General features: G+C 56.5%; 25 protein-coding genes and 1 tRNA gene. 20 read left to right on the top strand and 6 right to left on the bottom strand.

What is annotated here, in order from left to right; genetic code table 11:
• Together VM163_07730 and VM163_07725 are read left to right on the top strand one after the other, a co-directional pair.
• Positions 1-475: efflux RND transporter periplasmic adaptor subunit (locus VM163_07730; protein ID HUT03763.1), on the top strand; the 475-nt coding region annotated here is incomplete at its 5' end.
• The gene (locus VM163_07725; protein ID HUT03762.1) at positions 472-3,546 is read left to right on the top strand and encodes an efflux RND transporter permease subunit; all 3,075 of its coding nucleotides are present in this window, start codon (positions 472-474) and stop codon (positions 3,544-3,546) included. The genes VM163_07730 and VM163_07725, both read left to right, overlap by 4 nt.
• Before the next feature lie 305 nt (positions 3,547-3,851).
• Here the strand turns inward: VM163_07725 and VM163_07720 are convergent, their stop codons facing one another.
• The 3 genes from VM163_07720 to VM163_07710 form a co-directional block, all read right to left on the bottom strand.
• Positions 3,852-4,136 carry a hypothetical protein gene (locus VM163_07720; protein HUT03761.1) on the bottom strand — a complete coding sequence of 95 codons (285 nt, stop codon included), beginning with the start codon at positions 4,134-4,136 and terminating at the stop codon, positions 3,852-3,854.
• Positions 4,129-4,383 carry a UPF0175 family protein gene (locus VM163_07715; protein HUT03760.1) on the bottom strand — a complete coding sequence of 85 codons (255 nt, stop codon included), beginning with the start codon at positions 4,381-4,383 and terminating at the stop codon, positions 4,129-4,131. Before VM163_07715 ends, VM163_07720 begins: the two co-directional genes overlap by 8 nt.
• A gap of 151 nt (positions 4,384-4,534) precedes the next feature.
• Positions 4,535-5,278 carry an MBL fold metallo-hydrolase gene (locus VM163_07710; GenBank protein ID HUT03759.1) on the bottom strand — a complete coding sequence of 248 codons (744 nt, stop codon included), beginning with the start codon at positions 5,276-5,278 and terminating at the stop codon, positions 4,535-4,537.
• 204 nt (positions 5,279-5,482) lie between these two features.
• Here VM163_07710 and VM163_07705 point away from each other — a divergent pair, with 204 nt between their 5' ends.
• From VM163_07705 to VM163_07630, 16 genes are all read left to right on the top strand, one after another.
• A complete protein-coding gene (locus VM163_07705; GenBank protein ID HUT03758.1) occupies positions 5,483-6,103 on the top strand; it encodes a DUF4013 domain-containing protein in 621 nt (206 codons plus the stop codon).
• Between the two features lie 158 nt (positions 6,104-6,261).
• Positions 6,262-7,002, top strand: a complete 741-nt coding sequence (fabG, locus tag VM163_07700) for a 3-oxoacyl-[acyl-carrier-protein] reductase (GenBank protein ID HUT03757.1) — start codon at positions 6,262-6,264, stop codon at positions 7,000-7,002.
• Between the two features lie 62 nt (positions 7,003-7,064).
• The gene (gene acpP / locus VM163_07695; protein HUT03756.1) at positions 7,065-7,310 is read left to right on the top strand and encodes an acyl carrier protein; all 246 of its coding nucleotides are present in this window, start codon (positions 7,065-7,067) and stop codon (positions 7,308-7,310) included.
• A 217-nt stretch (positions 7,311-7,527) separates the two neighbouring features.
• Positions 7,528-8,769 (top strand): beta-ketoacyl-ACP synthase II, encoded by a 1,242-nt coding sequence (gene fabF, locus VM163_07690; GenBank protein ID HUT03755.1) that lies wholly within the window; start codon positions 7,528-7,530, stop codon positions 8,767-8,769.
• Positions 8,770-8,829: 60 nt separating this feature from the next.
• Positions 8,830-9,564: a ribonuclease III gene (gene rnc, locus VM163_07685; GenBank protein HUT03754.1), complete on the top strand. Its 735-nt coding sequence runs from the start codon at positions 8,830-8,832 to the stop codon at positions 9,562-9,564.
• 2 nt (positions 9,565-9,566) lie between these two features.
• The gene (ffh, locus tag VM163_07680; GenBank protein ID HUT03753.1) at positions 9,567-10,898 is read left to right on the top strand and encodes a signal recognition particle protein; all 1,332 of its coding nucleotides are present in this window, start codon (positions 9,567-9,569) and stop codon (positions 10,896-10,898) included.
• Positions 10,899-11,006: 108 nt separating this feature from the next.
• Positions 11,007-11,291, top strand: coding sequence for a 30S ribosomal protein S16 (rpsP, locus tag VM163_07675; protein HUT03752.1), 285 nt, complete (start codon positions 11,007-11,009; stop codon positions 11,289-11,291).
• An 85-nt stretch (positions 11,292-11,376) separates the two neighbouring features.
• The gene (locus VM163_07670; protein ID HUT03751.1) at positions 11,377-11,607 is read left to right on the top strand and encodes a KH domain-containing protein; all 231 of its coding nucleotides are present in this window, start codon (positions 11,377-11,379) and stop codon (positions 11,605-11,607) included.
• A 105-nt stretch (positions 11,608-11,712) separates the two neighbouring features.
• Positions 11,713-12,237: a ribosome maturation factor RimM gene (gene rimM / locus VM163_07665; GenBank protein ID HUT03750.1), complete on the top strand. Its 525-nt coding sequence runs from the start codon at positions 11,713-11,715 to the stop codon at positions 12,235-12,237.
• A 1-nt stretch (position 12,238) separates the two neighbouring features.
• Positions 12,239-12,985 carry a tRNA (guanosine(37)-N1)-methyltransferase TrmD gene (gene trmD, locus VM163_07660; protein HUT03749.1) on the top strand — a complete coding sequence of 249 codons (747 nt, stop codon included), beginning with the start codon at positions 12,239-12,241 and terminating at the stop codon, positions 12,983-12,985.
• Positions 12,986-13,032: 47 nt separating this feature from the next.
• Complete coding sequence (gene rplS, locus VM163_07655) at positions 13,033-13,401, top strand: 50S ribosomal protein L19 (protein HUT03748.1); 369 nt, start codon at positions 13,033-13,035, stop codon at positions 13,399-13,401.
• A gap of 12 nt (positions 13,402-13,413) precedes the next feature.
• On the top strand, positions 13,414-13,908 hold the full coding sequence (gene coaD / locus VM163_07650; GenBank protein HUT03747.1) for a pantetheine-phosphate adenylyltransferase: 495 nt from the start codon (positions 13,414-13,416) through the stop codon (positions 13,906-13,908).
• 13 nt (positions 13,909-13,921) lie between these two features.
• A complete protein-coding gene (rbfA, locus tag VM163_07645) occupies positions 13,922-14,299 on the top strand; it encodes a 30S ribosome-binding factor RbfA (protein HUT03746.1) in 378 nt (125 codons plus the stop codon).
• On the top strand, positions 14,271-15,308 hold the full coding sequence (locus tag VM163_07640) for a bifunctional oligoribonuclease/PAP phosphatase NrnA (GenBank protein ID HUT03745.1): 1,038 nt from the start codon (positions 14,271-14,273) through the stop codon (positions 15,306-15,308). The genes rbfA and VM163_07640 overlap by 29 nt, the downstream gene beginning before the upstream one ends.
• 95 nt (positions 15,309-15,403) lie before the next feature.
• Positions 15,404-16,519, top strand: a complete 1,116-nt coding sequence (gene truB, locus VM163_07635; protein ID HUT03744.1) for a tRNA pseudouridine(55) synthase TruB — start codon at positions 15,404-15,406, stop codon at positions 16,517-16,519.
• Between the two features lie 27 nt (positions 16,520-16,546).
• Positions 16,547-17,284, top strand: a complete 738-nt coding sequence (locus VM163_07630) for a cytochrome c biogenesis protein CcdA (GenBank protein ID HUT03743.1) — start codon at positions 16,547-16,549, stop codon at positions 17,282-17,284.
• A gap of 77 nt (positions 17,285-17,361) precedes the next feature.
• Here VM163_07630 and VM163_07625 read toward each other — a convergent pair.
• Positions 17,362-17,439: transfer RNA gene (locus tag VM163_07625), tRNA-Asp, on the bottom strand.
• Between the two features lie 274 nt (positions 17,440-17,713).
• Between VM163_07625 and VM163_07620 the strand changes: the two genes are divergently transcribed.
• Positions 17,714-19,633, top strand: coding sequence for a tetratricopeptide repeat protein (locus VM163_07620; protein HUT03742.1), 1,920 nt, complete (start codon positions 17,714-17,716; stop codon positions 19,631-19,633).
• A gap of 534 nt (positions 19,634-20,167) precedes the next feature.
• The gene (gene argS / locus VM163_07615) at positions 20,168-21,835 is read left to right on the top strand and encodes an arginine--tRNA ligase (protein ID HUT03741.1); all 1,668 of its coding nucleotides are present in this window, start codon (positions 20,168-20,170) and stop codon (positions 21,833-21,835) included.
• Positions 21,836-21,970: 135 nt separating this feature from the next.
• On the opposite strand, the gene VM163_07610 is transcribed toward argS, so the two are convergent.
• Together VM163_07610 and VM163_07605 are read right to left on the bottom strand one after the other, a co-directional pair.
• The gene (locus tag VM163_07610) at positions 21,971-23,761 is read right to left on the bottom strand and encodes a hypothetical protein (GenBank protein HUT03740.1); all 1,791 of its coding nucleotides are present in this window, start codon (positions 23,759-23,761) and stop codon (positions 21,971-21,973) included.
• A 440-nt stretch (positions 23,762-24,201) separates the two neighbouring features.
• Positions 24,202-25,092 (bottom strand): aldehyde dehydrogenase (locus VM163_07605; protein HUT03739.1); only part of this gene is annotated, 891 nt, incomplete at its 5' end.

The raw sequence follows: 25,092 nt of genomic DNA, 5'->3' as shown, positions 1-25,092 counted from the left end.
CGACGTTGGCGTGCCCGAGGAACATTCAGGAAGGGTGAGCGTGGGACAGGGCGCGAATATCTCTGTGGATGCGTTCCCAAATGAGACATTCGCGGGGAAGGTCATCAGGGTCAATCCCCGCGTGGACGCCAAGAGCAGGTCCTTCAACGTCCAGCTCGAGATAAACAACTCCGACCCAGACCATTTCCTCAACTCCGGGATGTTCACCCGCATAGCGCTCGTCACGGGCAGCAAGCCCAATGCCGTTATCGTTCCTGACAAGGCGCTTGTTACCGTCGAGGGCAAGCGTCTGCTTTATGTTGTTGAGGGCTCTTTGGCCAGGTCAAGGCAGATCGAGGTCGGCGCGTCTGATGACGGCAACGTGGAGATAGTCTCCGGGGTGAAGCCTGGTGAGCTTGTGATCGTCGAGGGCAACTGGGCGCTCACAGACGGTCAGGAAGTGACCATCGTGCGCACGCGGGGTGAGGGCCAATGAAGCTCGCCAACTTCTCTGTTGACCGCCCCGTCGCCATCACGATGTTCATTCTTATCGTCGTGTTGTTCGGCGCGGTAGCCTTCTTCCAGATCGGGCTCGATCTGCTGCCGGACATAGCCTACCCGCTGGTTGCGGTCCTGACGACATACGAGGGCGTCGCCTCAGAAGACATTGAGGAGACTATTACCAAGCGCATCGAGGAGGCGGCCAGCCGGGCTGAGAACGTGAAACGAGTCTTCTCCAGCTCCAGTGAGGGCAAGTCCAGAGTCATGGTCGAGTTCAACTGGGACGCGAACCTGGACTTCGCTGCGCAGGATGTCCGGGACAGGGTGAGTATGATATCAGGGTTCCTGCCTGATGACGCCGATGATCCGCTCGTCTTGAAGTATGATCCCAACGACTCTCCCATTCTGGTCTTTGGAGTCACTGGAATGGAGAACACAATGGAGCTTCACAAGTATCTTGAGGATGTGCTTTCACCTTACCTGGAGCGGCTCGAGGGCGTTGCCATAGCGTTTGTGATGGGCGGCTTGCAGCGCGAGATCAACATCACCGTCGATGAGCGCAAGCTGAGGTCATACAACCTCTCGCTGGACGACGTGATCGCGACAGTCAGAAGAGAGAACATCAACATCTCCGGCGGGCACGTATCCCGCGACTTCACCGAGTATCTGATAAGGACGCTGGGCGAATACAAGACGATTGAACCAATCAGGAGCACGGTCATTGCGGTCAGGGACGGCGTGCCGATAAGGATAGCCGATGTGGCGACCGTGCAGGATGCACACAAGGAAGTCCGCAACTACACCAGGCTCAACGGCAAAGACTGTGTCATGGTGGCGATACTCAAGCAATCAGGCGTGAACACTTACTCAGTGATCAAGCGGGTCTATGGTGCGCTTTCCGAGATGAAGGACATCATGCCGAAGGACCTCAAGATGAAGGCCCTTATGGACCAAGGGGTCTTCATAGAGCAAACGGTCAATCGAACGCTTCGCGATGCGCTGTTCGGGGCAGCGTTAGCGATCATATTCTTGCTCATATTCCTGAGAAGATGGCGTCCCACGTTCACGGTCGCGCTGGCGATGCCTATCTCAATCACGACCGCCTTCATCGGGATGTATTGGCTGGACTACACGTTCAATCTAATGACTTTGGTTGGGTTCGGGCTTGGTGTTGGGATGCTGGTTGACAACGCCGTAGTTGTGATTGAGAACATCTTTAGATACATCGAGCAGAAGAAGGGACCCAAGGACGCAGCTAAGCAGGGCGCCTCGCAGGTCACGTTGGCGATCACAGCCTCGACGTTTACGACGGTTGCAGTTTTCCTTCCGATGGCGCTTATCAAGGGCGTGGCTGGCCAGTATTCGAGGCCGATGGCGCTTACGGTCTGTCTTGCGCTTCTCTCTTCGCTTATCGTCGCTACTACGATTGTGCCGATGATTGCCTCGCTTCTGTTCAAAAGAGGCATCTCGGGTTACTCGGCCGGGAGCTTCGAGAGGCCCAAAGCCATTTATGAGAGTCTGCTGAGAAAAGTACTTCACAATCGCAAGAAGGTCCTCCTGGGGCTCATCGCCGTCTTCGGGCTAGCGATTCTTGGCGCCTTTGCCCTTGGCTTTGAGTTCATGCCGCCAAGCGATTACCCGATGTTAATCCTGAACTTCAAGCTGCCCGTGGGGACCACTCTTGAGCAGACCGGCAGAGTCTCGGAAGGGGTAGAGACGAGCATACACAACACCGAAGGTGTAGATAGTGTTCTGGCGTTTATAGGGCCGAACGAGGGTGGCCACGGCCCCGGCGGCGAAGACGTCAGTACAGGCATGGTCTTCACAAGGTTGCTCGATACAGACAAGCGAACGAAGACCAGCGACGAGATCCAGGACGAAATCCGGAAGAGTCTGCCCAAGATCGAGGGCGCCTCGTTCAGTTTTGCAGGCTTTGGCGCGGGCTCGACTCCCGGCAGCGCTGACCAAACGGACGTCGCGATTCGCGTATTCGGCAAGGACCTGGAGGTTCTCAAGGCTTATGGCGAGCGTATTCTGAGGGTCGTTGAACGTGTGTCCGGGACACGGGACGCTGACATCAGCCTTAAGGAGGGGAAGCCGGAGCTTGTCATAGAGCTCGACCGGGACAAGGCGTCTCAGCACGGACTTTCCGTCAGGCAGGTCGCCGACTATGTGAAGAACGCGGCCTTGGGCTACGTCGCGACGCAGTTCAGGGTTGGCGGAGACGAATACGACGTGCGCGTCCGATTCGCCGAGAGTGATAGGAATACGATCGAGAAGATTCTCAACATCGATATTCCCACGCCAGCCGGGGCTCATATCCCGCTCTACCAACTGGCTAAGACGGAGCTTGGCGCAGGCCCGATTGAGATAACGAGGGAGAATCAGGAGCGGAAGGTAACTGTAACTGCGGACGTGTCTGGTCGGGACCTCGGAAGCGTGCTGGCGGACATCAGGAAGGGGCTGGCCGACATGCAGCTGCCGAGGGGATACTTCATCGATTACGGCGGCGGCGCCGAGGACATGCGCGAGACCTTCACCGCGCTGCTCTACGCGTTTGCTGCGGCCATTCTTATCGTCTATATGATAATGGCAGCCCTGTTCGAGTCGTTTAGACAGCCGTTCGTCATCATATTCACCGTCCCGTTCGGACTGATCGGCGTCGTCATTGGGCTGACGGTGTTCGGCAAGACTGTCTCCACACCGGCCCTTATGGGCCTCATCATCCTTGTCGGAATCGCCGTCAATAACGCCATCGTGATGATCGACTACGTCAACCAGCTGAGAAGGCGAGGCGTGGATAAGGCCGAGGCGCTGATAAGGGGCGCTGTAACGCGGCTTCGGCCAATCCTGATAACCTCGCTCACAACGATAATGGCCATTCTGCCGATGGCCGTATCCACGTCCGAAGGCTCCGAGATGCGCTCACCGATGGCCGTCGCAATCGCGTTCGGACTCGGCGCTGCAATGCTGATGACCCTCTTCGTCATCCCCGTCATCTACAGCATAGTCGAACGCATCCGCTTCAAGCCCGAAAAAAGCACCGGGCACCAAAGGTCAACGTAAGGACGGCCGCTTTCAACCATTCCTGCGAAACCTAGCGCGATCTCGAATAGTGTGCGGAGGCGATCGCCTCTGCTCGAATCAGAGCTCGCTGGAGGTAGCTCAGGGAGGAGACTATTCGTCCATAAGCCTTAGGGCCGCCTTCATTAGCTCTGGCTTTATTCTGAAACCAAATCGTACCATCTGATCGAGGATCGTCGCAATCTGGGACAATCGCCCGTCTTTTTTGGCCAGCAAGATGATGCCGAGAGTCCCACGGACAGCGATACCCAAAGATAAGGCACATCTTCTGGCAGACCGATCGTCAATCACAGCCTCGTAGCCGGGTTTATTATGCGCAAATGAGAGGACTTGTGTTTCTCCTGATCCCAGGCTTTCACCACAGGTTCTACCAGGCCTGGGCATACAACAAATCTTTGCCCCTCTTCTCTTAACCACTTTCTGGCCGGATCATCCTTTGGGCCGCAATCGATTTCCTGAGCAACCCCATCGGGGATGACGATCTCACTGCACATATCGGTAATCAGGTGGAGGTGAGAGATTCTAGCAAGAACGATCAATGGAGATGAGTTAACAACCCACCTCCTATCCACGGGCAGATTCCTCTGCCAGCTCCTCATCAGTCGTCTGAAACGGAGAAACTCGGAAACGATTAAGCGCCGAAAGGAACTCCTGCCGACTGACGCCAGCCAGTTCCGCGGCTTTGGACTGTGAGACCATCTCCATCTCATACCATTTCACAGCAGCCGCCAGTCGCATCTCCTTCACAAACTCAGCTGGGCTTGCCCGCAACGCTGAAAAAACATCCTCGGGAAGCTCGATCGTTAATTGCACAGAAATGTCGATACCCTCCAAACAAGCGCTTCGTAGCGGTCTTATCTCCAACCATAAATCAGCACTTTGTGGCTGTGTGCAGACCTTACCTGATACACGCAATTATGCAAATAAAGATGGCACAGCGGCCGGCGTGTGAAGGACAAGCAGGCTGGCTCTACCCTAGCGCCGACAGGTCGATCGTCTTTCCGACGCCGGCCCGGATGTAACGGTCGCCAAACGCCTCCTCAAAGAGCTCCCTCGCCCGGTCGCCCGAGCAGTGCGTTGGGGCGGCCCACTCAACACCTAGACTCTTGAGGCGCTCGATCACCTCTCTTATGCTCTCGTCTCCCGACATGAAGAAATGGAAGCCCCCGATGGCGAGAAACCGCGTTCCGCCCGTCGTATCACGTGCCTTTGCGACCATCCTCTCGATGCCAGGGTGCGCGCAGCCGCTGATGACGACGCCTATGTCGTGCACCATCGCCACAAGCGACTGTTCCACCTTGAGGCGGCCCAGTTCGCCGGTCGTGAAGACGTTGTCGAAGAGCATCTGTGGCTGGCGCATCTCGACAACCTCGGCGCCGGCCTGCTCGATTCGGGACCTGAACTCTCCGGGAAAGGACGCCGGCAGATAGACCGTAACGTTCGCGTTGGCGGCCAGGAAGGCGGACAGCCCGCCTGTGTGGTCGCCGTCGATGTGAGAGAGAAAAACAACGTCGATGTCGGCCGGGTCAATCCGAAGGTCGCCGAGGTTTCCAAGCAGCGTCTTGCCGTCGCCGCCTGTGTCGAAGAGGATGGTTCTGTCAAGGCCCCGAACGACGCAGGAGAACCCCCAGCCGGTCTTGAGTCCCTGCCGGTGCTGATAGTTGTCATATACGATTGTCATCGTCACGCTGTCTGAGGGATTGTTCTTGCTCATACCTATCTCCTTCATTATGCTTTACATGCCCCAAACCAAGCGGCTACCTTTGTTATGCGCCAACGTGCCAACTCCCGCAGTCAGGAACCTGCCGGCTGCTCCGCCATCCTTGTCTTGAACTTTGATGGGCAATCTATCACTATTAGGGCACTTCACTATGACAGATGTTTCGGCGTACGAGGAAGGAATGACATAGGAGGCGGCATGATGGGCAAGATGTCAGTTACTGAAGCCCTGAGAAAGGTTATAGAGGATGAGCATTGGACACGGAAGACGCTTTTAGGCGGCCTTTTCTTGGGCATACCGGTTCTTTTCTTCTTCTCTAAGGGCTACTTGATGCAGCTGCTCAGAGCAGCTATTCGGCGGGAGACGGACAAGGGTCTGCCCACGTGGCGCGCCGGAGAGTCCTTCGTCCTCGGGGCAAAGGCCTTCGCGGTGTGGGTCCTTTATTATATCTTGCCGGCGCTTTTCTTATGGTTGGCAAGCATCAATCGCGGGAATCCTGCATATAGCACACTCCTCACGATAGGAATAGTGCTTGGGATCATCTCAACGCTGCTTATGCCATGGGCTGCAGCGGTCTGGCTGAGCACTGGCTCCGTGAGAAGCGCCTTCGATATTCGGCGGCTTCTCAAGGTGTTCGGCTTCTTTGGTGAATACCTTGACGTGTTTGTTCGCTGCCTTCTGCTTGTCGTGTTTTCGGCGGGCATGCCATTTGCTGGGTTCTTCGCTGCGATGGCCTGTATGCAGTTGCTCGGCGAGGTTACAGGGAAGTACGTCGAGCACCCGGCAGGCGAGAGGCCGGAGGTTTCACAGCGAGGATGAGTAACCTGACGAGGACCTGTGGCGATGCTCTGGCCGAGACGCAGGGCAGCCAACGTCGCCGCGTTGCCGGATTGGTTAGGCACTTGGATGATTGACACGGCGTTGGTTTTTTCGTCGAATGTGTAGGACCTGTTTGAGATTGAATAGAGGTATTAAAAATGGGTGAAGAGAGACAGGCAGCGCTCGTTACCGGGGCTGCTAGGGGGATCGGGAAGGCGATCGCTGAGCGCCTGGCGAGAGATGGACTGAACGTCGTGTTATGCGACCTGCTGGAGGATGAGATGGCCGAGACCAAGCGCGAGCTGGAGTCGCTTGGCTCGGACACGCTGACGTTCAACTGCGACGTAACCGATTCTGCGAGGGTGGACGCGATGGTCAAGGAGACGGAACAGCACTACGGGCGGCTTGACGTTCTGGTCAACAACGCTGGTATAACGCGCGATAATCTGTTGATGCGGATGTCGGACGAGGACTGGGAGAGAGTTCTCGCGGTCAATCTGAGGAGCGTCTTTAATTGCACTAGGAGCGTTATACGGGGCATGGTCTCGCGCCGAAGAGGGCGGGTAATCAGCATCAGTTCCGTGATAGGGATAATGGGCAATGCTGGTCAGGCCAACTACGGCGCCTCGAAAGCGGGGATTATAGGATTTAGCAGGAGCGTTGCGAGGGAGGTCGCATCTCGCGGTGTAACGGTCAATGTTATCGCGCCGGGCTACATCGACACGCCAATGACGCAGGACGTGCCAGAGAAGGCGAAGGAGCAGATGTTCAACATGATCCCTATGAAGCGACTCGGCCAGCCGGAAGATATTGCCAATGTGGTTGCATTCTTGGCCTCTGATGATGCAGGATACATCACGGGGCAAGTGATTAACGTAAATGGCGGAATATATATGTAGCGGCCTTTGGTGGCCGGCGCAGTTTCGGTAGTTTAACTCTGGTAACAGGAGGTATTGCTGGGATGGCTTTCGATAAGAGTGTTGTTCTGGACACCATTGTAAGCAAGCTGAACGTCAAGAAGGATCGGCTGTCCAACGATGCGTCTTTCAAGGACGATCTCGGAGCGGATTCGCTTGAGTTGGCGGACCTGATAATGGAATTTGAGGATAAGTTCGACATTAAGATCTCCGAGGAGGACGGCGAGAAGCTGTTGACCGTCGGGGATGCCCTAAACTACATCAAGCAGAAGGTTGAGACCGACAACTAGATATCCTTACTATCGAGTTCTTGACTTCCTCGAGACAGCAGCATGTCAGTGGGCTTTCGCGACTGTTCACGTGTGGAGGTGGGCTGGCGCATTGTAGTCTTATCTCTGGGCAAAGCGCGGGCACTTGCCATCGCGAGTCCCCGGACAGGCTGTCCGTCTGGTCAGGGATTGTACTTTTCTTGTCTCGAGGCTTGTTCCAAAAATGAGGCATCATGTTTTGCACAGACGAGTAGTGATAACGGGCCTGGGGGTGGTTACTCCTGTCGGGATCTGCGTTGATGCGTTTTGGGAGTCGCTGGTCTCGGGTCGGTCCGGCATAGGGCCTATAACTAAATTCGATGCGTCGGAGTTTACTTCGCGGATAGCCGGCGAGGTCAAAGGGTTTGACCCACTCGACTATCTAGATGCCAAGGAGGTTCGCAAGCTCGGGACCTTTATTCAGTTTGCGGTGGCCGCAGCTATGGAGGCGAAATCAGACGCCGGGCTTGAGATCAATGGCTCCAACGAAGAACGAGTTGGGGTTCACATAGGCGCTGGAATAGGCTGTCTGCCGACTATCGAGGAGCAGCATAAGAGGCTACTTGAGAAGGGTCCGAGGCGGATTTCGCCGTTTTTTATCCCGAAGCTGATCATAAACATGGCGTCGGGTTACGTTTCCATCATATTTGGGGCGAAAGGCCCCAACTCCGCCTCTGTTACCGCTTGCGCAACCGGCCTGCACTCTATCTCGGAGGCGTTCTTCTGCGTTCGTGATGGGCGGGCTGACGTGATGTTTGCCGGAGGGGCAGAGTCGGTGATTACGCCGCTTGCGGTTGGCGGTTTCTGTGCGATGCGAGCTCTTTCGACGCGTAATGACGAGCCCGAGAGGGCGAGTCGTCCATTTGAGGCTGAGCGAGATGGTTTCGTTATGGCGGAGGGCGCGGGCATCGTGGTTTTGGAGAGCCTTGCGCATGCGACGGCGCGTGGGGTGAGGATATATGCCGAGTTGCTTGGCGCTGGCATGAGCGCGGATGCCTATCACCTTGTGGCACCTGATCCGACTGCGAGCGGCGCGGTGCGCGCGATGAAGGCAGCGTTGGAGGATGCGGGGGTTGTCCCGGATGAGATTGAGCACATCAACGCTCACGGGACCTCGACTCAGTTGAATGACAAGGTCGAGACAATGGCCATTAAGTCCTTGTTCAAGGATCGTGCCCGCAAGATTCCCGTCACGGCCAACAAATCAATGGTGGGGCATTTGCTTGGCGGTGCTGGAGGCGTAGAGACGGTCGCAGCTGTTCTAACAATGGATAGAGGTGTGATACCGCCGACGATCAACTACGAACATCCTGACGAGGAGTGTGATCTCGACTACGTGCCTAACGTTGCCAGACGAACGCAGATTCGGATGACTTTGAGTAATTCGTTTGGCTTTGGTGGGACGAACGTCTCTATTGTGTTGAGGAAATTTGAGGAGTAGGCAGATGCGAGCGAATGTCCGGCCGCGGGGCGGATGGGCGTTCGCGCCGTCTGTGGGGAAATGACTTCCGACGCCCAGCGGGACATAATTGACGCCAAGGTATTTGCTCTGCAGAAGAAGCTGGGCGTAAAATTCAACGACCCGGCGATTCTAGAGCGAGCGATCACTCACACATCGTATTCGAATGAGATAAATGCCTCGGCGTGCGCTAACAACGAGCGGATGGAGTTTCTCGGGGACGCCGTGCTCAAGCTCGTTATCTGCGACTACCTTTACCGGCGATACCCCAATGTTCGCGAGGGGGACCTGACCAAGGTTCTGTCATACGTCGTCAGCGACGCTGTTCTGGCCGAGCACGCCTCGGAGGAGTGCTTGGGCGAGGCGGTCCTTCTAGGCAAGGGAGAGGAGATAACGGGTGGCCGAGAAAAGACGTCCATTCTGGCCGCAACGTTTGAGTCGCTGATCGCCGCGATATATTCTGATCAGGGTCTGCCGGAGGCGGCTCGGTTCATCATTGGCAAGCTCGGCAGCCAGATCACGTTCGCCGTGAGCCACAAGGACAAGCTGAACTACAAATCGCTTGTTCAGGAGTACTGCGTCCACAAGTTTAGTGTCAGCCCGACATATCGAGTTACCGCTGAAATCGGGCCACCGCACGACCGGACATTCGAGGTTGAGATACTCATCGAGGACAATGTGTGGGGCAAAGGCTCAGGCCGGTCGAAGCGGGACGCGGAGCAGCGGGCGGCCAAGGAAGCGGTTGATGCGCTAGAGAAGTCGGAGAGTAAGAAGTAGCGATGTTCGAAAGCCTGACGCTTAGGCTCCAGTCAGTTTTTCAGAAGCTCAGGGGCAGGGGGACACTCTCGAAGCAGGATGTCTCCCTGGCCATGCGCGAGATTCGGCGTGCGCTGCTTCAGGCCGACGTCAATTTCAAGGTGGTGAAGGATTTCGTCGCCCAGGTAGAGCAGGCTGCGATTGGGTCAGACATTCTGTCCGGCCTCGATCCGGGGCAACAGGTGGTGAAGCTCGTCCACCAGAACCTGATAAGTCTTCTGGGCGAGAAGGTTGCCAAACTCAAGGTCGCCAGCAAGCCGCCGACCATCATAATGCTTGTGGGGCTGCAAGGTTCCGGCAAGACGACTGCGTGTGCCAAGCTTGCAAGGCTGATCAAGCAGGCGCACAGATTCCCGCTCTTGGTTGCCGCGGACATTTATCGTCCTGCCGCGATAGACCAGCTGGAGAAGCTAGGCCAGCAGTTAGAGATCGAGGTCTTCTCTCGTGGCAAACAGGACCCGGTCAAGACCGCGCAGGAGGCGGTGCATTACGCTCAGTTGAAGGGCTGGGACACAATCATCATCGACACGGCAGGCCGGCTGCACATCAACAAGGAGCTGATGAGAGAGCTCAAGCAGATGAAGAAGAAAGTTCAGCCAACCGAGATACTGCTTATCGCAGATGCTATGACTGGGCAGGACGCCGTCAATATCGCCTCGTCATTTGACGAGCAGCTTGGCATCGACGGGGTGGTTCTGACAAAGATGGACGGCGACGCAAGAGGTGGGGCGGCGCTCTCGATACGGGCGGTAACGGGCAAGCCGATCAAGTTCGTTGGTCTGGGTGAGAAGCTGGAGATGATCGAGCAGTTTCATCCAGACCGCGTGGCGTCCCGGATACTCGGGATGGGGGACGTTCTGACGTTCATCGAAAAGGCCGAGCAGGCGATGTCGAAAAAGGAGGCGGAGGAGCTTGAACGGAAACTCAGGCGGGATGACTTCACGCTAGAGGACTTCATGGGTTCGCTCAAACAGCTGAAGAAGATGGGGCCGCTTGAGCAGCTGCTGGACATGATCCCGGGCATGGGCCGGCTGAAGGCCCTGAAGAACTTCGAGTTCGACGAGAGCGAGATAGTAAAAGTCGAGGCGATCATAAGCTCGATGACCACGGAGGAAAGGGTCAACAGCTCGATCCTAAACGGCAGCCGGCGCAGGCGGATCGCACTTGGTAGCGGCACGCTGATTCAGGACGTCAATGCGCTGTTGAAGCAGTTTGCCCAAGTGAGGAAAATGATGAAGCAGATGAAAGGGAGAAAAGGGAGCTTGCCCGCCGGCTTGAGGTTTCTTGGAGGTTGACTTTGCTCGGTTGTTGCTGTATTGTGTTATGTTTAGGGGCGAGTTTTAGTATTTTGTGAAGTTATTCAAGATTGGAGATCGAGGGAGTTCCCATTTTGGAGGATTTGGATGGCAGTTAAGATGCGGCTTACTCGTGTGGGTAAGAAAAAGAAGCCGTTCTACAGAGTGGTGGTTTGCGATTCTCGGGTGCCTCGGCAAGGCCGGTATCTCGATTTGGTGGGGACGTATGACCCTCTCAAGGAGCCTTCGGAGATAAAGCTGGACCACGACAAGATTCGCACTTGGCTATCTAAGGGCGTTCAGCCGACAGTTACTGTCAAGAGACTACTCAGGATTACTGGTTTTTACTCGGAGCCCAAGGAAGATTCAGTTAATGCGCAAAGTGAGGTTTGAGGGTTCGACCTTTTGAGTGATGTGTGCTTGCATCGATTGGGAGGAAGGCGAAGCCTCTTCAGAACCTAAGAGCGGAGGAGGCCAGATGAAGGAGCTAATAGAGCAGATAGCCAGAGCTCTGGTTGATGAGCCGGAGCAGGTTCAGGTAACCGAAATGGGTAGTGATAAGACTTTGGTTCTTGAGCTCCATGTGGCACAGAACGACCTGGGTAAGGTAATCGGAAGACAGGGGCGGACCGCCAGAGCGATGCGAACTATTCTGGACGCCGCATCCAAAAAAATGAGAAAAAGAGCAGTTCTGGAGATCGTAGAGTAGCGCACCCAAAACCAGGCACTAAAACAGGCCTCAACTCCATTATCGAACGTTAACCTTATCGTTCGGGAGTGGGTTTTTGCGCCTCTTTGTTACTCGATCGAGCAGATGGCGCTAGGACCAATGAACCCAAACTACTGCACAGTAGGAAAGATAGTGAAGCCTCACGGGCTCCGGGGAGAGGTCAAGGTTATCCCAATGACCGATTTCCCCGAGCGATTTGGATTGAGGCGGGAGGTTTTTCTTGAGCCGCCCGATGAGCCGACTCTGATGGTAGTAGAGTCGACAAGACCTCACAAGAACGCTTTTCTGGTGAAGTTCAAGGGGGTTGACACGATTTCCGATGCCGAGTCGCTGGTTGACAGGTTTGTCCGGGTCCCGGATGAGTGGCTTCCTGCACTGGAGGAGGGGACTTACTATTGGCACCAGCTCGAAGGACTCTCGGTTATAGATGACGGCGAGGGCGACATTGGCAAGGTTGATCATATCTTCCGGGCGGGGGAGTTTGGCAACGATGTGTTGGTCGTGGTCGGCGATGCGGGCGAGCGGCTGGTCCCTATGATCGATGAGGTCATTCTCAAGGTCGATCTTGACGGGGGAGTGATTCGCGTGCGCTTGCAGGAGGGGACGTAGGATGCTAACTGCGCACGTCATTACGCTATTCCCCGGCGCATTTGATTCATTTCTTGCTCATTCACTTGTGGCAAGAGCCCAAGAGTTCAACGCCATTTCAATTCATGTTCACGACTTGCGGGATTTCGCCCATGACAATCACCGGTCAGTTGATGATATGCCGTTCGGAGGCGGCCCGGGGATGGTTTTGATGCCCGGTCCGCTCTTCGAGGCGGTGGAGAGCATCAAACAAGAGGCGGACATTGACAGGGTGATACTGATGACCCCTCAAGGCCGGCTGATGAGGCAAAAGACGGTTTCGGAGCTGTCCAAGATGCGAGGCATAGTGGTCATCTGCGGACGTTATGAGGGCGTGGATGAGCGAGTCAGGGAGCATCTGGTAACGGATGAGCTGTCGGTTGGCGATTATGTCCTCGCAGGCGGAGAACTGCCTGCCATGGTGGTTCTTGAGGCGATAGCGAGATTGCTTCCGGGCGTTGTGGGGTGTTCCGAATCTACATTTGACGAATCGCACAGTTTTGCTATGCTCGAATATCCTCAATACACGAGGCCGTCCAAGTTTAGGGGCTGGAAGGTGCCCAAGGCCCTTCTTTCTGGCGATCACCAGAGGATTGAGCGGTGGCGGGCGCGGCAGTCACTTTTGCGGACGCTTTTGAGGCGGCCAGACCTGGTGGCCGGGTGGTGGAACGACCAGGGGGGAAGGGACGAGACCCAGAAGAGGCTCTTGGCTGCGCTGAACGATGACTAGAATTGATATGCGTGTTCATATTTTTAGGTTTGCGGGGGTGATTTGACTTGCAGAAAACAGACTTTGCGGAAGAAGCGTATCTAAAGAAAGATATACCGGAGTTTGCCGTCGGGGATACACTCCGGGTCTATGTGAAGGTCAGGGAGGGCGACAAGGAGCGACTCCAGCCGTTCGAGGGGCTCGTAATCAAGCGTCGGGGGTCCCGCCTGGGAGAAACCTTCACCGTCCGACGCGTTACGCACGGCGTCGGCGTGGAGCGGGTCTTTCCGCTCAACAGCCCGAACATCGGCCGGATCGATGTCAAGCGCATGGGCCATGTCCGGCGGGCGAAGCTCTACTACGTTAGGAAACTTCGAGGTAAGGCAGCCAGAGTCAAAGAGAAAAAAAGAACTCAAGCGACGAGTAAGCTCCAATAACAGCGCCTCAACATGACTACGCTCGCGCTGTATCCTGGAACATTCGACCCGATCACGCTCGGGCATCTTGATGTTGTTCGTCGCACGCTCGGCATATTCGATGAGGTCGTTGTGGGCATCGCACGAAACATGAGCAAGACAACGACATTCTCGGGGGAAGAGCGTCTAGCGATGGTGCAGGGGTCGCTTGCGGAGCTTGGTCTTGAGCCGGGCTCGCGGGCGCAGATGTTTGCTGGCCTGACGGTTGAATTCGCCGCGAGGGTGGGCGCGACCTCGATCATCCGAGGCATCAGGGCAATAGCGGATTTCGAGACGGAGTTCCAGATGACGCTGATGAACCGCAATCTTAGGCACAAGATTGAGACCGTATTCTTGATGCCGAGCGAGCGTTATTCTTACGTGAGTTCAAGCCTAGTCAAGGAGATATGCTCCCTGGGGGGGGACGTGAGTAACCTCGTGACCGGGTGTGTGCTTCGCGCGCTGGATGCGAAGCTTTCGAGGGACTGAAGATCGGATCATCATGCACACATATAATCGCTCTGATCGTATCGAGCACCAGGTCCAGAAAGAGGTCTGTGAGCTGTTGCTCAGGAAGGTTAAAGACCCCCGCATCAACTGCATCACGGTTACGGGAGTGAAGGTAACGCACGACTTGAGGCAGGCACGAATCTACTACACGCTGCCTCGGCGAGATAAGGAGCGTTCGGATGAGGTGGAAGAAGGGCTAAAGAGCGCAACCAGCTTCGTGCGGGCCGAGCTCGGCAAGAGACTGCGGCTAAGGAGGGTGCCGGAGATATGCTTCATTAAGGACGAGTTTTACGAGCAGGCGCTGCGTGTGTCCGAATCGATCGCTAGGCTTGAGAGAGAGGGTGAAAAAGGCTCTGACGATGAGCGATGATGCGCTTCAGCAGGCAGTGTCAGTCATTCGCAATGGCCGGACGTTCGGGGTAGTCTCCCACGTTGACCCGGATGGCGATGCGGTCGGAAGCATCATTGCGGCAATGCTGATGCTTCGCAGGCTGGGCAAGGAAGTCCGCTCGCTTCAGAATGACACGATCCCCGACATCTATAACTTTCTGCCCGGATACCCGCTTGCTGCAAAGGTTGATGCCGCGCCTCGCCGGCTGGGACCGGGCGAACTGGACTGTGTGATGATCTTTGACAGTTCCTCGTTCTCCCGTGTCGCGTGGGACTACGACGATAGAAGTGTCCCGGCCAAGAAAGTGATCAACACCGATCACCACAAGGACAATGCACTCTTCGGAGATGTGAACATTGTTGACGGCAAAGCCTCGAGCGCATCAGAGTTACTCTTTGGCATTATCGATGCGTTTGGCATGGGTGATGACGTCCAGATCGCCACGAACCTATTCACCGGTATCTCGACAGACACGGGCTCCTTCTCGTACTCGAACACGACTCCGGCGGCGCTTGTGATCACGTCGCGGCTGGTCGAAACGGGCATAGATGTGGCGGGCATAACGAAACATCTGGAATGCAACTTCACGTTGCCGAGACTCGTGTTTTTTGGCAAAGTTTTGGCTTCCGCTCAGTCCACTGAGGATGGCTCGCTCGTGTGGATCGTGGGGACAGAGAAGATGAGGCGCGAGTCGGCATTTGGGGGTTCAACGGAGCAGTTCACCAACTATGCGATGAAGGTTCGTGCGGCGGAGGTAGCGATCTTCTTTTCACAGGATGGCGCCGACCGATGCAAAGTTAGCATCCGTTCGAGAGGGCAGATTGATGCCCGGTTGCTGGCGGCGTCGTTTGGTGGAGGTGGCCACGAGCGGGCGGCAGGCTGCATTGTGCGCGGGAGCCTTGATAGTGTAATCTCCGATGTGGTCGAGGCTGCTCGCAGCGAATTGAAACAGGCGGCCAGTTCGCGCCGCAAAGCTTCATTGGATTAGGGTAAGGCCGGCATCGAGGGCCTCAGGATTCCTCCTGGGTTCTTGAATTGCCGGGATAAACAGGATCATCTTAGCTGAGAAGTGGGAGGCATGTGTTGAGCAATAGATCAGCTAACGTGAATGTGTTCGAGCCCTTTGGGCTACTGAACGTGTCAAAGCCGAGGAGCAAGACCTCTTTTGAGGTGGTAGGTCTGCTCAGGAAACTGCTGCACGTCAAGAAAGTGGGTCATACAGGGACATTGGACCCCATCGCAAGCGGCGTCCTGCTCTTGTGTGTTGGCAGGGCGACGAGGCTGCTTGACTATCTCATGGGGCTGCCGAAATCCTACGTTGCCTGGATGAAGTTGGGCGTGACAACTGACACGCTCGATTCAACCGGCAAAGTTCTGGAGGTCCGGGAGGTCCCGGAGTTTAGCTCTGAGGATATCGAGCCAGTTCTTAACCAGTTCAGGGAACACATTAAGCAGGTTCCCCCAATGTTTTCCGCGATCAAGCGGGACGGCAAGAAGCTGTATGTTTTGGCCCGGCAAGGCGTTCAAACAAGTGTAGAGCCGAGGGATGTCACGATTCACGAGCTTGAGCTTCAATCGCTCTCGAGATCAACGGTGCAGCTGGGAATAAGCTGTTCTAAGGGCACCTATATCAGGTCACTCTGTGCTGATATCGGTGAGAAACTCGGCTGTGGTGCTCACGTTTTCAGGCTGCACCGAACTAAGATCGGTGTCTGGGGCATTGACGATGCGCTGCCATACAGCCGCGTCTTCGCGCTCAGCAGGGACGAGATACTGGACAAGCTGGAGCCAATTGAGCACATCTTGCCCGAATTCGTGCGCGGTGAGGTCTCTCCCACGGCCGAGCACTATGCGCTCAACGGCCTTTCGATCGACATCGATCAGGTGAGACTGACAAGTGATGTTTCGGTGGGTGATCCTGTAATACTTCGCACCTGGCGTGGCGAGCTCATCGGCATATTTCGAGCTACGGAGCCATCTGCCGACGACCTAGTGCGTCGTCCGAGCTTGCCGATGGTTCTCAAGGCGGAGAAGGTCCTGCTGACATCGTCGCCTCCCAAGAGCTATCCAACTCGGGACACTAAACCAAGTTACCCAGCTCGCTCGAAACGACCCTACGACAAGAATCGGGGCTCGGGCAGGGGAGGCCGCTCACGGAGATATTCGGGCGGAAGACCACCGAGTACACACTCACAGTAATCGAGCACCAGAAAAAGGAAAGCATATATGCAGGAAGTCCAAAGCGTATCTTGGCTGGTAGCTTTTCTCGCGGGACTCGCGAGTTTCTTATCACCATGCGTTCTGCCTATCATCCCCTCTTATCTAGCCTTCATTACGGGGCTATCGCTCTCTGAACTGACCGGTGAGAAGAAGTATGGCAAGATAAGAAGGACGACTATCATCAGCACCTTATGCTTTATATTGGGCTTCAGCGTCGTTTTCATCTCGCTCGGCGCTGGGGCCAGCAAGATCGGCCTGTTGCTTCAGGAGCACATGGCGATCATCAGCAAGGTCGCCGGCGTCATCGTCGTGATCTTTGGCCTGTACATCATGGGCGTTTTGAAGATCCGCTTTCTCACCAAGTACAAGCAGGTGGAGATCAAGAGCAAACCAGCCGGATACATCGGCTCGTTTCTTATCGGTATCGCGTTCTCGCTGGGCTGGACGCCGTGCGTGGGGCCTATACTCGGCGCGATTTTGCTCTATGCGAGCCAGTCAAACACGGTCTGGCAGGGCGTCTATCTCTTGTCCTTCTACTCGCTGGGCATGGCCATCCCATTCTTCCTGACCTCGATCGCAGTCGATAGCGCACTGGGCTACTTCACCAAGATCAAAAAGCACATGCGCAAGATAAACATCGCAGCCGGCATTCTGCTGATACTGGTCGGGATCATGATCTTCACTGGCTCACTCTCGTCCATAGTGAATGAGTATCTCGCTCCGCTCTTCACCAGCGACGTATAAGACCATCTCTTGAGCGCCTCGGCGTATCTGCCAGAGCAGAGCGCGAAGTAACTTATTGGACAGCCTCATAGAGACAATGGCGGGGTCGACGGGGATCGAACCCGCGACCTCCGGCGTGACAGGCCGGCGTTCTAACCAAACTGAACTACGACCCCGGTCTCAGTGAACTATAGTGCACCCACTGCTGATTGCAACACCCTAATCCGGCCCAGATTCACAGGGAGCCTCAAGCACGTGTCCTCCGCTCGCTCATTTGCCTACAAACCTCCAACCTGCTGGCCGCCACATCTGCCGAGCCAAGCCGGGGGCGCTATGACGCCAGCTTGCCGAACCATGCTCCTATTCGGCCACAGGGCTGCAAGACAGTGCGATTGCCCGACTCTCCCATCAGCCCTATACTATTCCCAGCAAAACGGATATGACATACGAATGAAGACAACGCCAAGAGATACTGCCATATTCCTAACCTTTGTTATCCTTGCCCTAATAGCGAGGTTCGGCTACCTCGTTCAAACAGCCGATTCATTCATGGGACAGCTCGTTGTCTGCGACAGCAAACTATATCAGGCCCGAGCCGCAGAGATACTTCAGGGGCACATCGTCCCGAACGAGGCCTTTCGGCTCAGCCCACTCTATCCGTATCTCTTAGCGGCCGGATACTACGTATCGGGCATTATAAAGCCCTATGTCGTAAAGCTGTGGCAGGCGCTTCTGGGCGCGCTCTCGTGCGGCCTAACCTACCTTCTCGCGAGGCGCCTATTCGGCAGCAAAGCCGGCGTCGCTGCCGGCATCCTATACCTTCTGTTTGGCCCGCTCATGTTTACGGAGAGCCTCATCTTGCTGGAGAGCTCGATGTGCTTCTTGCACCTCTTGTTCCTTTTCCTGTTGGTTGCAGCGTTCGACAAACGCTCACCGCCTCTGGCCGGAGCAGCTGGCCTTGCGCTTGGCCTTACTGCTCTTCTGCGGGGGAACGTCCTGCTATACGTGCCGGCGATTATGCTGTTTGCACTGTGGCGACCGCACGATGGCCGGCGCCAGGCTGCTCGACGCCTCGTGCTCCCGCTCGTAATCGGTTTGTCGGTCCCGCTGTCGTTCTCCATCACGGCCAACTACTTGGCTGAACGCGACTTCGTCCTGCTGAGCTCGAATGCCGGATACAACTTCTATGTAGGAAACCGGCCCGGCGCGAGCGGGGTATATGACAGGATCAGGCAGTTCAGAAACGTCGCGTCCCACATAAACATCGATCCTGACGGCCGAGACTTCGCCCGGGCCGTGACCGGCAAGAGTCTCTCTCCGTCCGAGGCGTCTCAGTTCTGGTTCAGGACCACGCTCAGAAGCATTCAAGGCAAGTGGGGAGGGACTTCTCTGCTGTTTCTCAAGAAAGTCGGCCTCTTCTTCAACAGACACGAGCTGCCGCAGATGTATTGGTTCGGCGTGGCCCGTGAAAGCAGCACACTTCTGAAGCTTATGCCCATCTCTTTTGCCATCATCACGCCTCTTGCACTGTTCGGCCTCATCCTCGCCTTCGCCAGACCAGGTCCGCAGCGACTACTGGCCACCTTCGTCGTTCTCTACGTTCTCTCAATCGCCATTTTCTTCGTGGTCGCCCGATATCGAATCCCGATAGTTCCTCTCCTGCTCGTATTCTCAGGCGCAACCATAGCGTGGTGGCTGGACCGCCTCCGCCCAGGCTCGGTTATCAAAATGCTGAAACCGGCTCTCCTGCTCGCAGTTCTCGCCGTGCCCGCCTTCTTGCCAATCCAGGTCCACAGACCTGCCGTGGTCTATGCTGATTATGCCGCACACTGCCTCGCCCATGGCATCCTGGACCAAGCGTCCGCCTTCGCCCAAAAGGCGCACGAGCTTGCCCCGAAGGAGAGTTTCCCCATCTTCATCATGGCCCGGATAGCACACGTGAACGGCGACATCACCTCTGCAATCCAGCTATACCGCAAGGCGGTCCAGGCCAAGTCGCCACAGCCGGCCTACTTCTCGTCTCTCGCGGACGCGCTGCGCTCAACAGGCGATTTCGATGGGGCGCGGCAAGCCCTGGAAGCAGGACTAATCCTTGCGCCTAGCGATCTGTTATGTCTCGTGCAGCTGGGCCAGCTCCTCCAGAGCAGCGGCGACATCGCCGGCGCAAGGGCGGCCTACCAAAAGGCTGTCGCATCACATCCAGATTCGGCAATGGCTCTTTTCAACCTCGGACAACTCGAGGCCAAAACCGGAGATGTCGAACTAGCGAGGCGCCACCTAGACGAGGCCGCTCGCCTCGATCCGAACAGGCCGGAGATAAAGAAGGCCCAGGAGTCCCTGAGAAATGCGGCTCGCGACGACCGGGAATAACCGGTAACACATCGCCGCCTCTCTTTCCGCCTCCGGGCAAGTCCACACAACCCAGGAGTTTCCCCAGAACGGGGAGATGATTTGGTGGGTTGCTGGCTATGTAGCGGTGTTTTGTGCGAGAAGAAACTCGTGCTTCGTAGCCTTCGCAGAGTAGCAGTGGAATTAGGGTTGAGCTGATGCTGCGTTTTGGCTCCCCGAAGGGGGGCCACAATGGTAGCCGTAGGCGCTGGCCGCAGGCCCAGCCTACGGAATCTGGCCACACACACGTCCCCGACCCTGGAGGGGTCGAACAATTATGAGTCGCACGGATGTTGTGCAGCCCCTTCAGGGCTGGAAGGCGTTTTTCGCCGTTCCTGATCCGTGGGTTTACACCCACGGCTACTCACATTGTCCCCCTTCAGGGGATTCGAGGATTCGCAGCTGTTGCCAAGTGCCTGAACCGAAAACGGCGCCATGAACCACTCCAAGACAGAACGGGGCAACTCCGCACAACGAGCTTGCAGGCCGCGGCCGCAGATATACAATGATGCGGTGATGATACAGGACATTCTGAGATCAGCATTCGTAGATGCGCTCAACGCGGCCGCTAAGGAGCATGGCTGGCAGCTGCCAGAAGGCCTGCTGGTGACGTTCGGGGTCCCTAAGTCGGAAGACCTGGGCGATTACAGCTGCAACATCGCCATGGTTCTGGCCAAGCATCTGGGTGCAAATCCGAGGCGGCTTGCCGACGCGATTGCGGCCAACATCGGCGAGGAACAAGGGATCATCAAGCGGCTTCAGGTAGCCGGGCCCGGCTTCATCAACATCTTCCTTGAGGACGTGTGGTGGCAGGAGACCATCCGCGAGATACTGAACGACCGCGCTGAATACGGGAAACAGCAATCGGACGCGCCTCGAACAGTCCAGATCGAGTTCGTGAGCGCAAATCCCGTCGGACCGCTGAACGTCGTTAGCGCACGGGCTGCTGCGCTGGGCGATTCGATGGCGAACCTGCTTCAGGCCACGGGCCACACCGTTGAGCGGGAGTACTACGTCAACGACGCCGGCAATCAGGCCCTCCTTTTCGGGCAGTCCGTCGCCTCCCGATACATGGCTCTCATCGGTCGCGATTACCCCTTCCCAGAAAACGGCTACATGGGCGATTACATCGAGGACGTTGCGCGTTTGATATACGAGAAGAACGGGCGCGAGTTCGAGGACATGAACGACGAGGCGGTCTTCAATCGATTCAACGCGACCGCGCTTGGCAAGATGATAGCACTTCAACGGCGGACGCTCCTCGACTACGGCGTCGAGTTCGACGTCTGGTTCAGCGACCGCAATCTGCGTGAACATGGCGCCTTACAGCAGGTCATGGCCATTCTGGATGATGGCGGAAAGGCGTTTGAGTCCGAGGGCGCCAAGTGGTTCAGGGCGACTGACTATGGCGACAATCGCGACCGCGTCCTCGTCAAGAAGGACGGCGAGGCAACGTATCTGCTCGGCGATCTGGCGTATCACAGAGACAAGTACGAGCGCGGCTTCGACCTTCTGATCGACATTCTCGGCCCCGACCACCAGGGGCAAGTTGACGGCCTTTTGGGCGGGGTTGAGGCGATGGGCTACTATCCCAAGAGGCTGACGATAATCATCTCGGGCCACATCAGGCTGCTGAAGGATGGCGAGGCGCTCGCCATGTCGAAGCGGGCGGGCGAGTTCATCTCGATGGCCGAGCTCTTGGCGGACGTTGGCAAGGACGCCGCGCGGTTCTTCTTCCTTCTGCGAGGCGCCTCATCCCACCTCGACTTCGACATGGACCTCGCCAAGAAGGAGACGCCCGAAAATCCCGTCTATTACGTGCAGTACGCCCACGCCCGCGTGTGCAGCATCTTCAAGAAGGCCGCCGAGAAGGGCGTGGAATACAGCGAGGACCTCCTCGCCGCGGACCTCTCCTTGCTTGACGCGGACGAGGTCCGCATCGCCAAGCGGCTATGTCGGTTTCCCGAGTTAATCGAGCGTGCTGCCGCCAAGCTCGAGCCGCACAACGTCTGCTACTTTCTGATCGACCTCGCGTCCGATTTCCACAGCTACTACAACAAAACGAAGGTCCTGACCGACGACCCCGCACTGACAAGCGCCCGCCTCGCCCTCTCCGCCGCCGTCCGCCAGGTCATCGCCAACGGCCTCGCGCTGATCGGCGTCTCCGCCCCCCAGGCGATGTGACACGGCCGCGTAGAGTCATCTAGCTCAGGGGCGTGGTCTCAGAGCCCCTCTACTAAGCCATCGCGAGGGAGGAACGCGTGAGACCAGACCACAACACTGCGACTGTTGACGCCAATGGGAGCGCGGCCTAACTCGCTAACCGTCGTGGAGGGACTTCCATAACTCCTTCCCGATGTCTTGCTGTCGAGACATCAGGTCTTCAGTTCTGCACGGCACGGGTTTGTCAGTGTGGAACAGAACATTCAAGTGCGGGTACATTGCATACGTGTAGAGATTCGGGACCTGGAAGTACCCCTTATATCCGATTATCTCAAGAAGGATTCTGGCGACATGCAGTTGACAGAGCGAGAGCCAGGCCGTCTGATCTTTGAACCTCCCGACCTGCCCGTCGAGAGGAGGCTTGCCCTCATGAAGCACTAGCCCACGTTTCACACCCAGATCCCTTTCGAAATCTTCCCGTCCTGAGGCATCAGTCCGGATCCCTAGGGCGTCTTCCAGCAAGGTAACATCCCTACCGAATCCGCCCCTCGTCTTCTTTTTCTTCTTCGGCCCCTTCTTCAGTGACTCATAGCAGGTTCTGGCAGAGGCAAGGGACGCTTCCGTGTCATTGGGGAAGTTGTGCGTGATCGTATCCAATGCTATATACACGTAAGAGAACGCGCCGTGAAGATTGCCGACGCTCTGATCTTTTAAGCGGCATGACGCTATCAGGTGGGAAGCTGCGCAATACCACCACTTCCTATCGAAGACCCTGAATACGGCCATGACACTCAAGTAGTTTCTTAGGCTACGCCGGTCGGGAATCAAAGAGCAGTTGTCATTCCAATCGCAACTCGTAATGGATGAGACATGCACCCTGGCATACGGGAGATGGTGTTTGCTTTCCTGGTACTCCCAAAACCGTATCTCGACCGAATTGAGAGTTGCCAATCGCAAGGCAATCGCCAATCGCGCGAGCTCTTTTCTGAGATCCTTCCAGTTCTTTGCCTCAAGCTCAGCCCCTCCTCCTCGAATCTGAACGAACCCGGTGGGAACTCCCCTCCAACCCTTGAGAAGTGCCTCTTTGCGCGCTTTATGGTTCGGCAAGGCATAGAAGATCAAATCCCATCGCCCCCAACATGCTTCGAAGAGCCGTTGGGACCCCTCGGGCATTTCCTTCGATTCATCCCTCTGCACACAAGTGGAGTCGAATGGAATGGCGGGAAGGAATACATTGTAGAGATACGCACGGACTTGGTTGGTCACGCCAGTGAGTTCTTCAAGACTGTCAAAGCTCAGGCTCAGAACGATTAGCGCAGATGGGGCGATCTCGATGAGTCTGGCTCGCGGCTGAGATGAATCTAACGAATCGCGGAGAAAGGGGAGGTTTTCCGCAAAAAGGGATGACGCGTCTTTGCATTTTCCAACAAGATGGCGGAGCTCGGGCCGATCATCGGGAAGACACAGAGGCGGTGTGTCTCGCTCATTCTCGCGCCGATACAACCATGCCGTCACCCTGCACGATGCGTCGAGGATGGTCATGCCCTCACCATCTATGAGCACCTCATTGTCCCGACTCTTGATCTCACCCCAGAATTGATACCGGGGCTGGACGTCATCCTTCGGATTGTCCTCTTCACCGCGCGGGGACCAGCTGATCAAGGGCCTGATGAACTCATGACAATATGTTTCGCTCCTTAGAAGACTTGGTTTAAGCGGCGCTCCGGCGAGCTTTCCCTCATTTTTCTGAGTTTTGTCCATCACCGCCCCCGATCTCCTTTCTTTCTGGGCGCTTCCTGCCAGTTTCTTGATGACGACAACGAAGAGGTGTACCTTCTTGAAGCCTATCATAACATAAAGACCGCTTATGACGTGGCGAAACCTGCTTCGCCGCTTGACGCGAAGGATTCTCTTGATGGGCGTCAGTTGAATGCCCCCGAGGGGCATAACACGAATAGCCGTAGGTGCAACCTACGGATCGAAACGGACAGAGAGAGGAGGCTGTGCGGCTGCCCCAATTCCCCCGAATGAATTCGGGGGTTAGGACTATAGTAGCCGTCCGAATCGCCTCGGCTGAAGCCGGGCGATGATGTAACCCGGATGGCCTTCACGCACCGGGGAATGAGCTGCTCGGTATCGTGTCCCGTCCGGCGATGAGGTGCCCTGGGCCGGAGACTCCTTACTCTGAATCACCGTATTTCAATGCGGTGATATGGATGACTCTCATTATTCTAACACCCGAATTCATTCGGGTGACCTGAGTATGCCTCGGCGCCCCCTCCTCCTCCCCGGAATCCTCATCTGAAGGGGATATAGATGATGGCGTGCGGATACGCACCTGGCCGCCGTCAGAGCCTGGGGACATGCTATGGCAGTCCCCACCACATCTAAATAATCCGGAAGTAATCCACCAGCACGCAGCGCCGGCGCCTCGTGAAGGTGCGAGCCGTCGTTGGACCCTCGCCGGTCGGCCCCGCAATCGTGTATGACGTGGGACCCTCGCCGCCGAAGCCCAGCCCAGCGTATGAAGGGGCGTTCTTGACGAATATGCTCGTATTCATGCGCGAGGCCATTCTGCTCAGGTTGGCAATGTTTCGCGAGTACATCATCGCCGTGTGGAAGCAGTTCTGCTCGGCCAGGTAGGCCCAATCGATTGCATCATCAACGTTTCTCGCGCGGACGAGCGGCACAAGCGGCATCAGCATCTCGCGCATCACCAGCGGATGCTGCCGGTCGGTCTCGACGATGAGGAGCCGTTTGCCCTGGGCCAGCGAGAGGCCAGCGGCCTGCATAATCTTTGAGGCGTGGCGGCCGATGAGCTTGCGGTTGACGGTGAGGTTTTTAACATACTTGCTCGGCTCGTAGTCGGTATAGACGACCTTCAGGACTGCGGCGAGCTCATCCGGCGATAGCTCGTAGGCACCATTGGCGGCCATCCCGCGCTTCAGCTCGTCGGCCACGCTCCCGACAACGAATATCTCCTTCTCTGACACGCATAGCACGTTGTGGTCGAAGCTCGCTCCATTGACTATCTCCCGCGCCGCGAGCTCCAAATCAGCTGTCTCGTCAACCACAACCGGCGGATTGCCTGGGCCTGCGGCGATCACTTTCTTGCCCGAGGCCATCGCAACCTTGACGACGGCTGGCCCTCCGGTTACTACTAGAAGCCCGATCCCGTCGTGCTTCATCAGCGCCTTGCCCGTATCGATCGTGGGGTCAGCCATGCAGCAGAGAACATTCGCCGGCCCGCCTGCCGACACGATCGCCTCGTTCATCAG

The sequence above is a fragment of the bacterium genome, from assembly GCA_035527515.1.
Classification (GTDB): Bacteria; B130-G9; B130-G9; order B130-G9; family B130-G9; genus B130-G9.
Note: the sequence above shows the minus strand (reverse complement) of the source record. Positions and strands in the feature narration are given on the sequence as shown.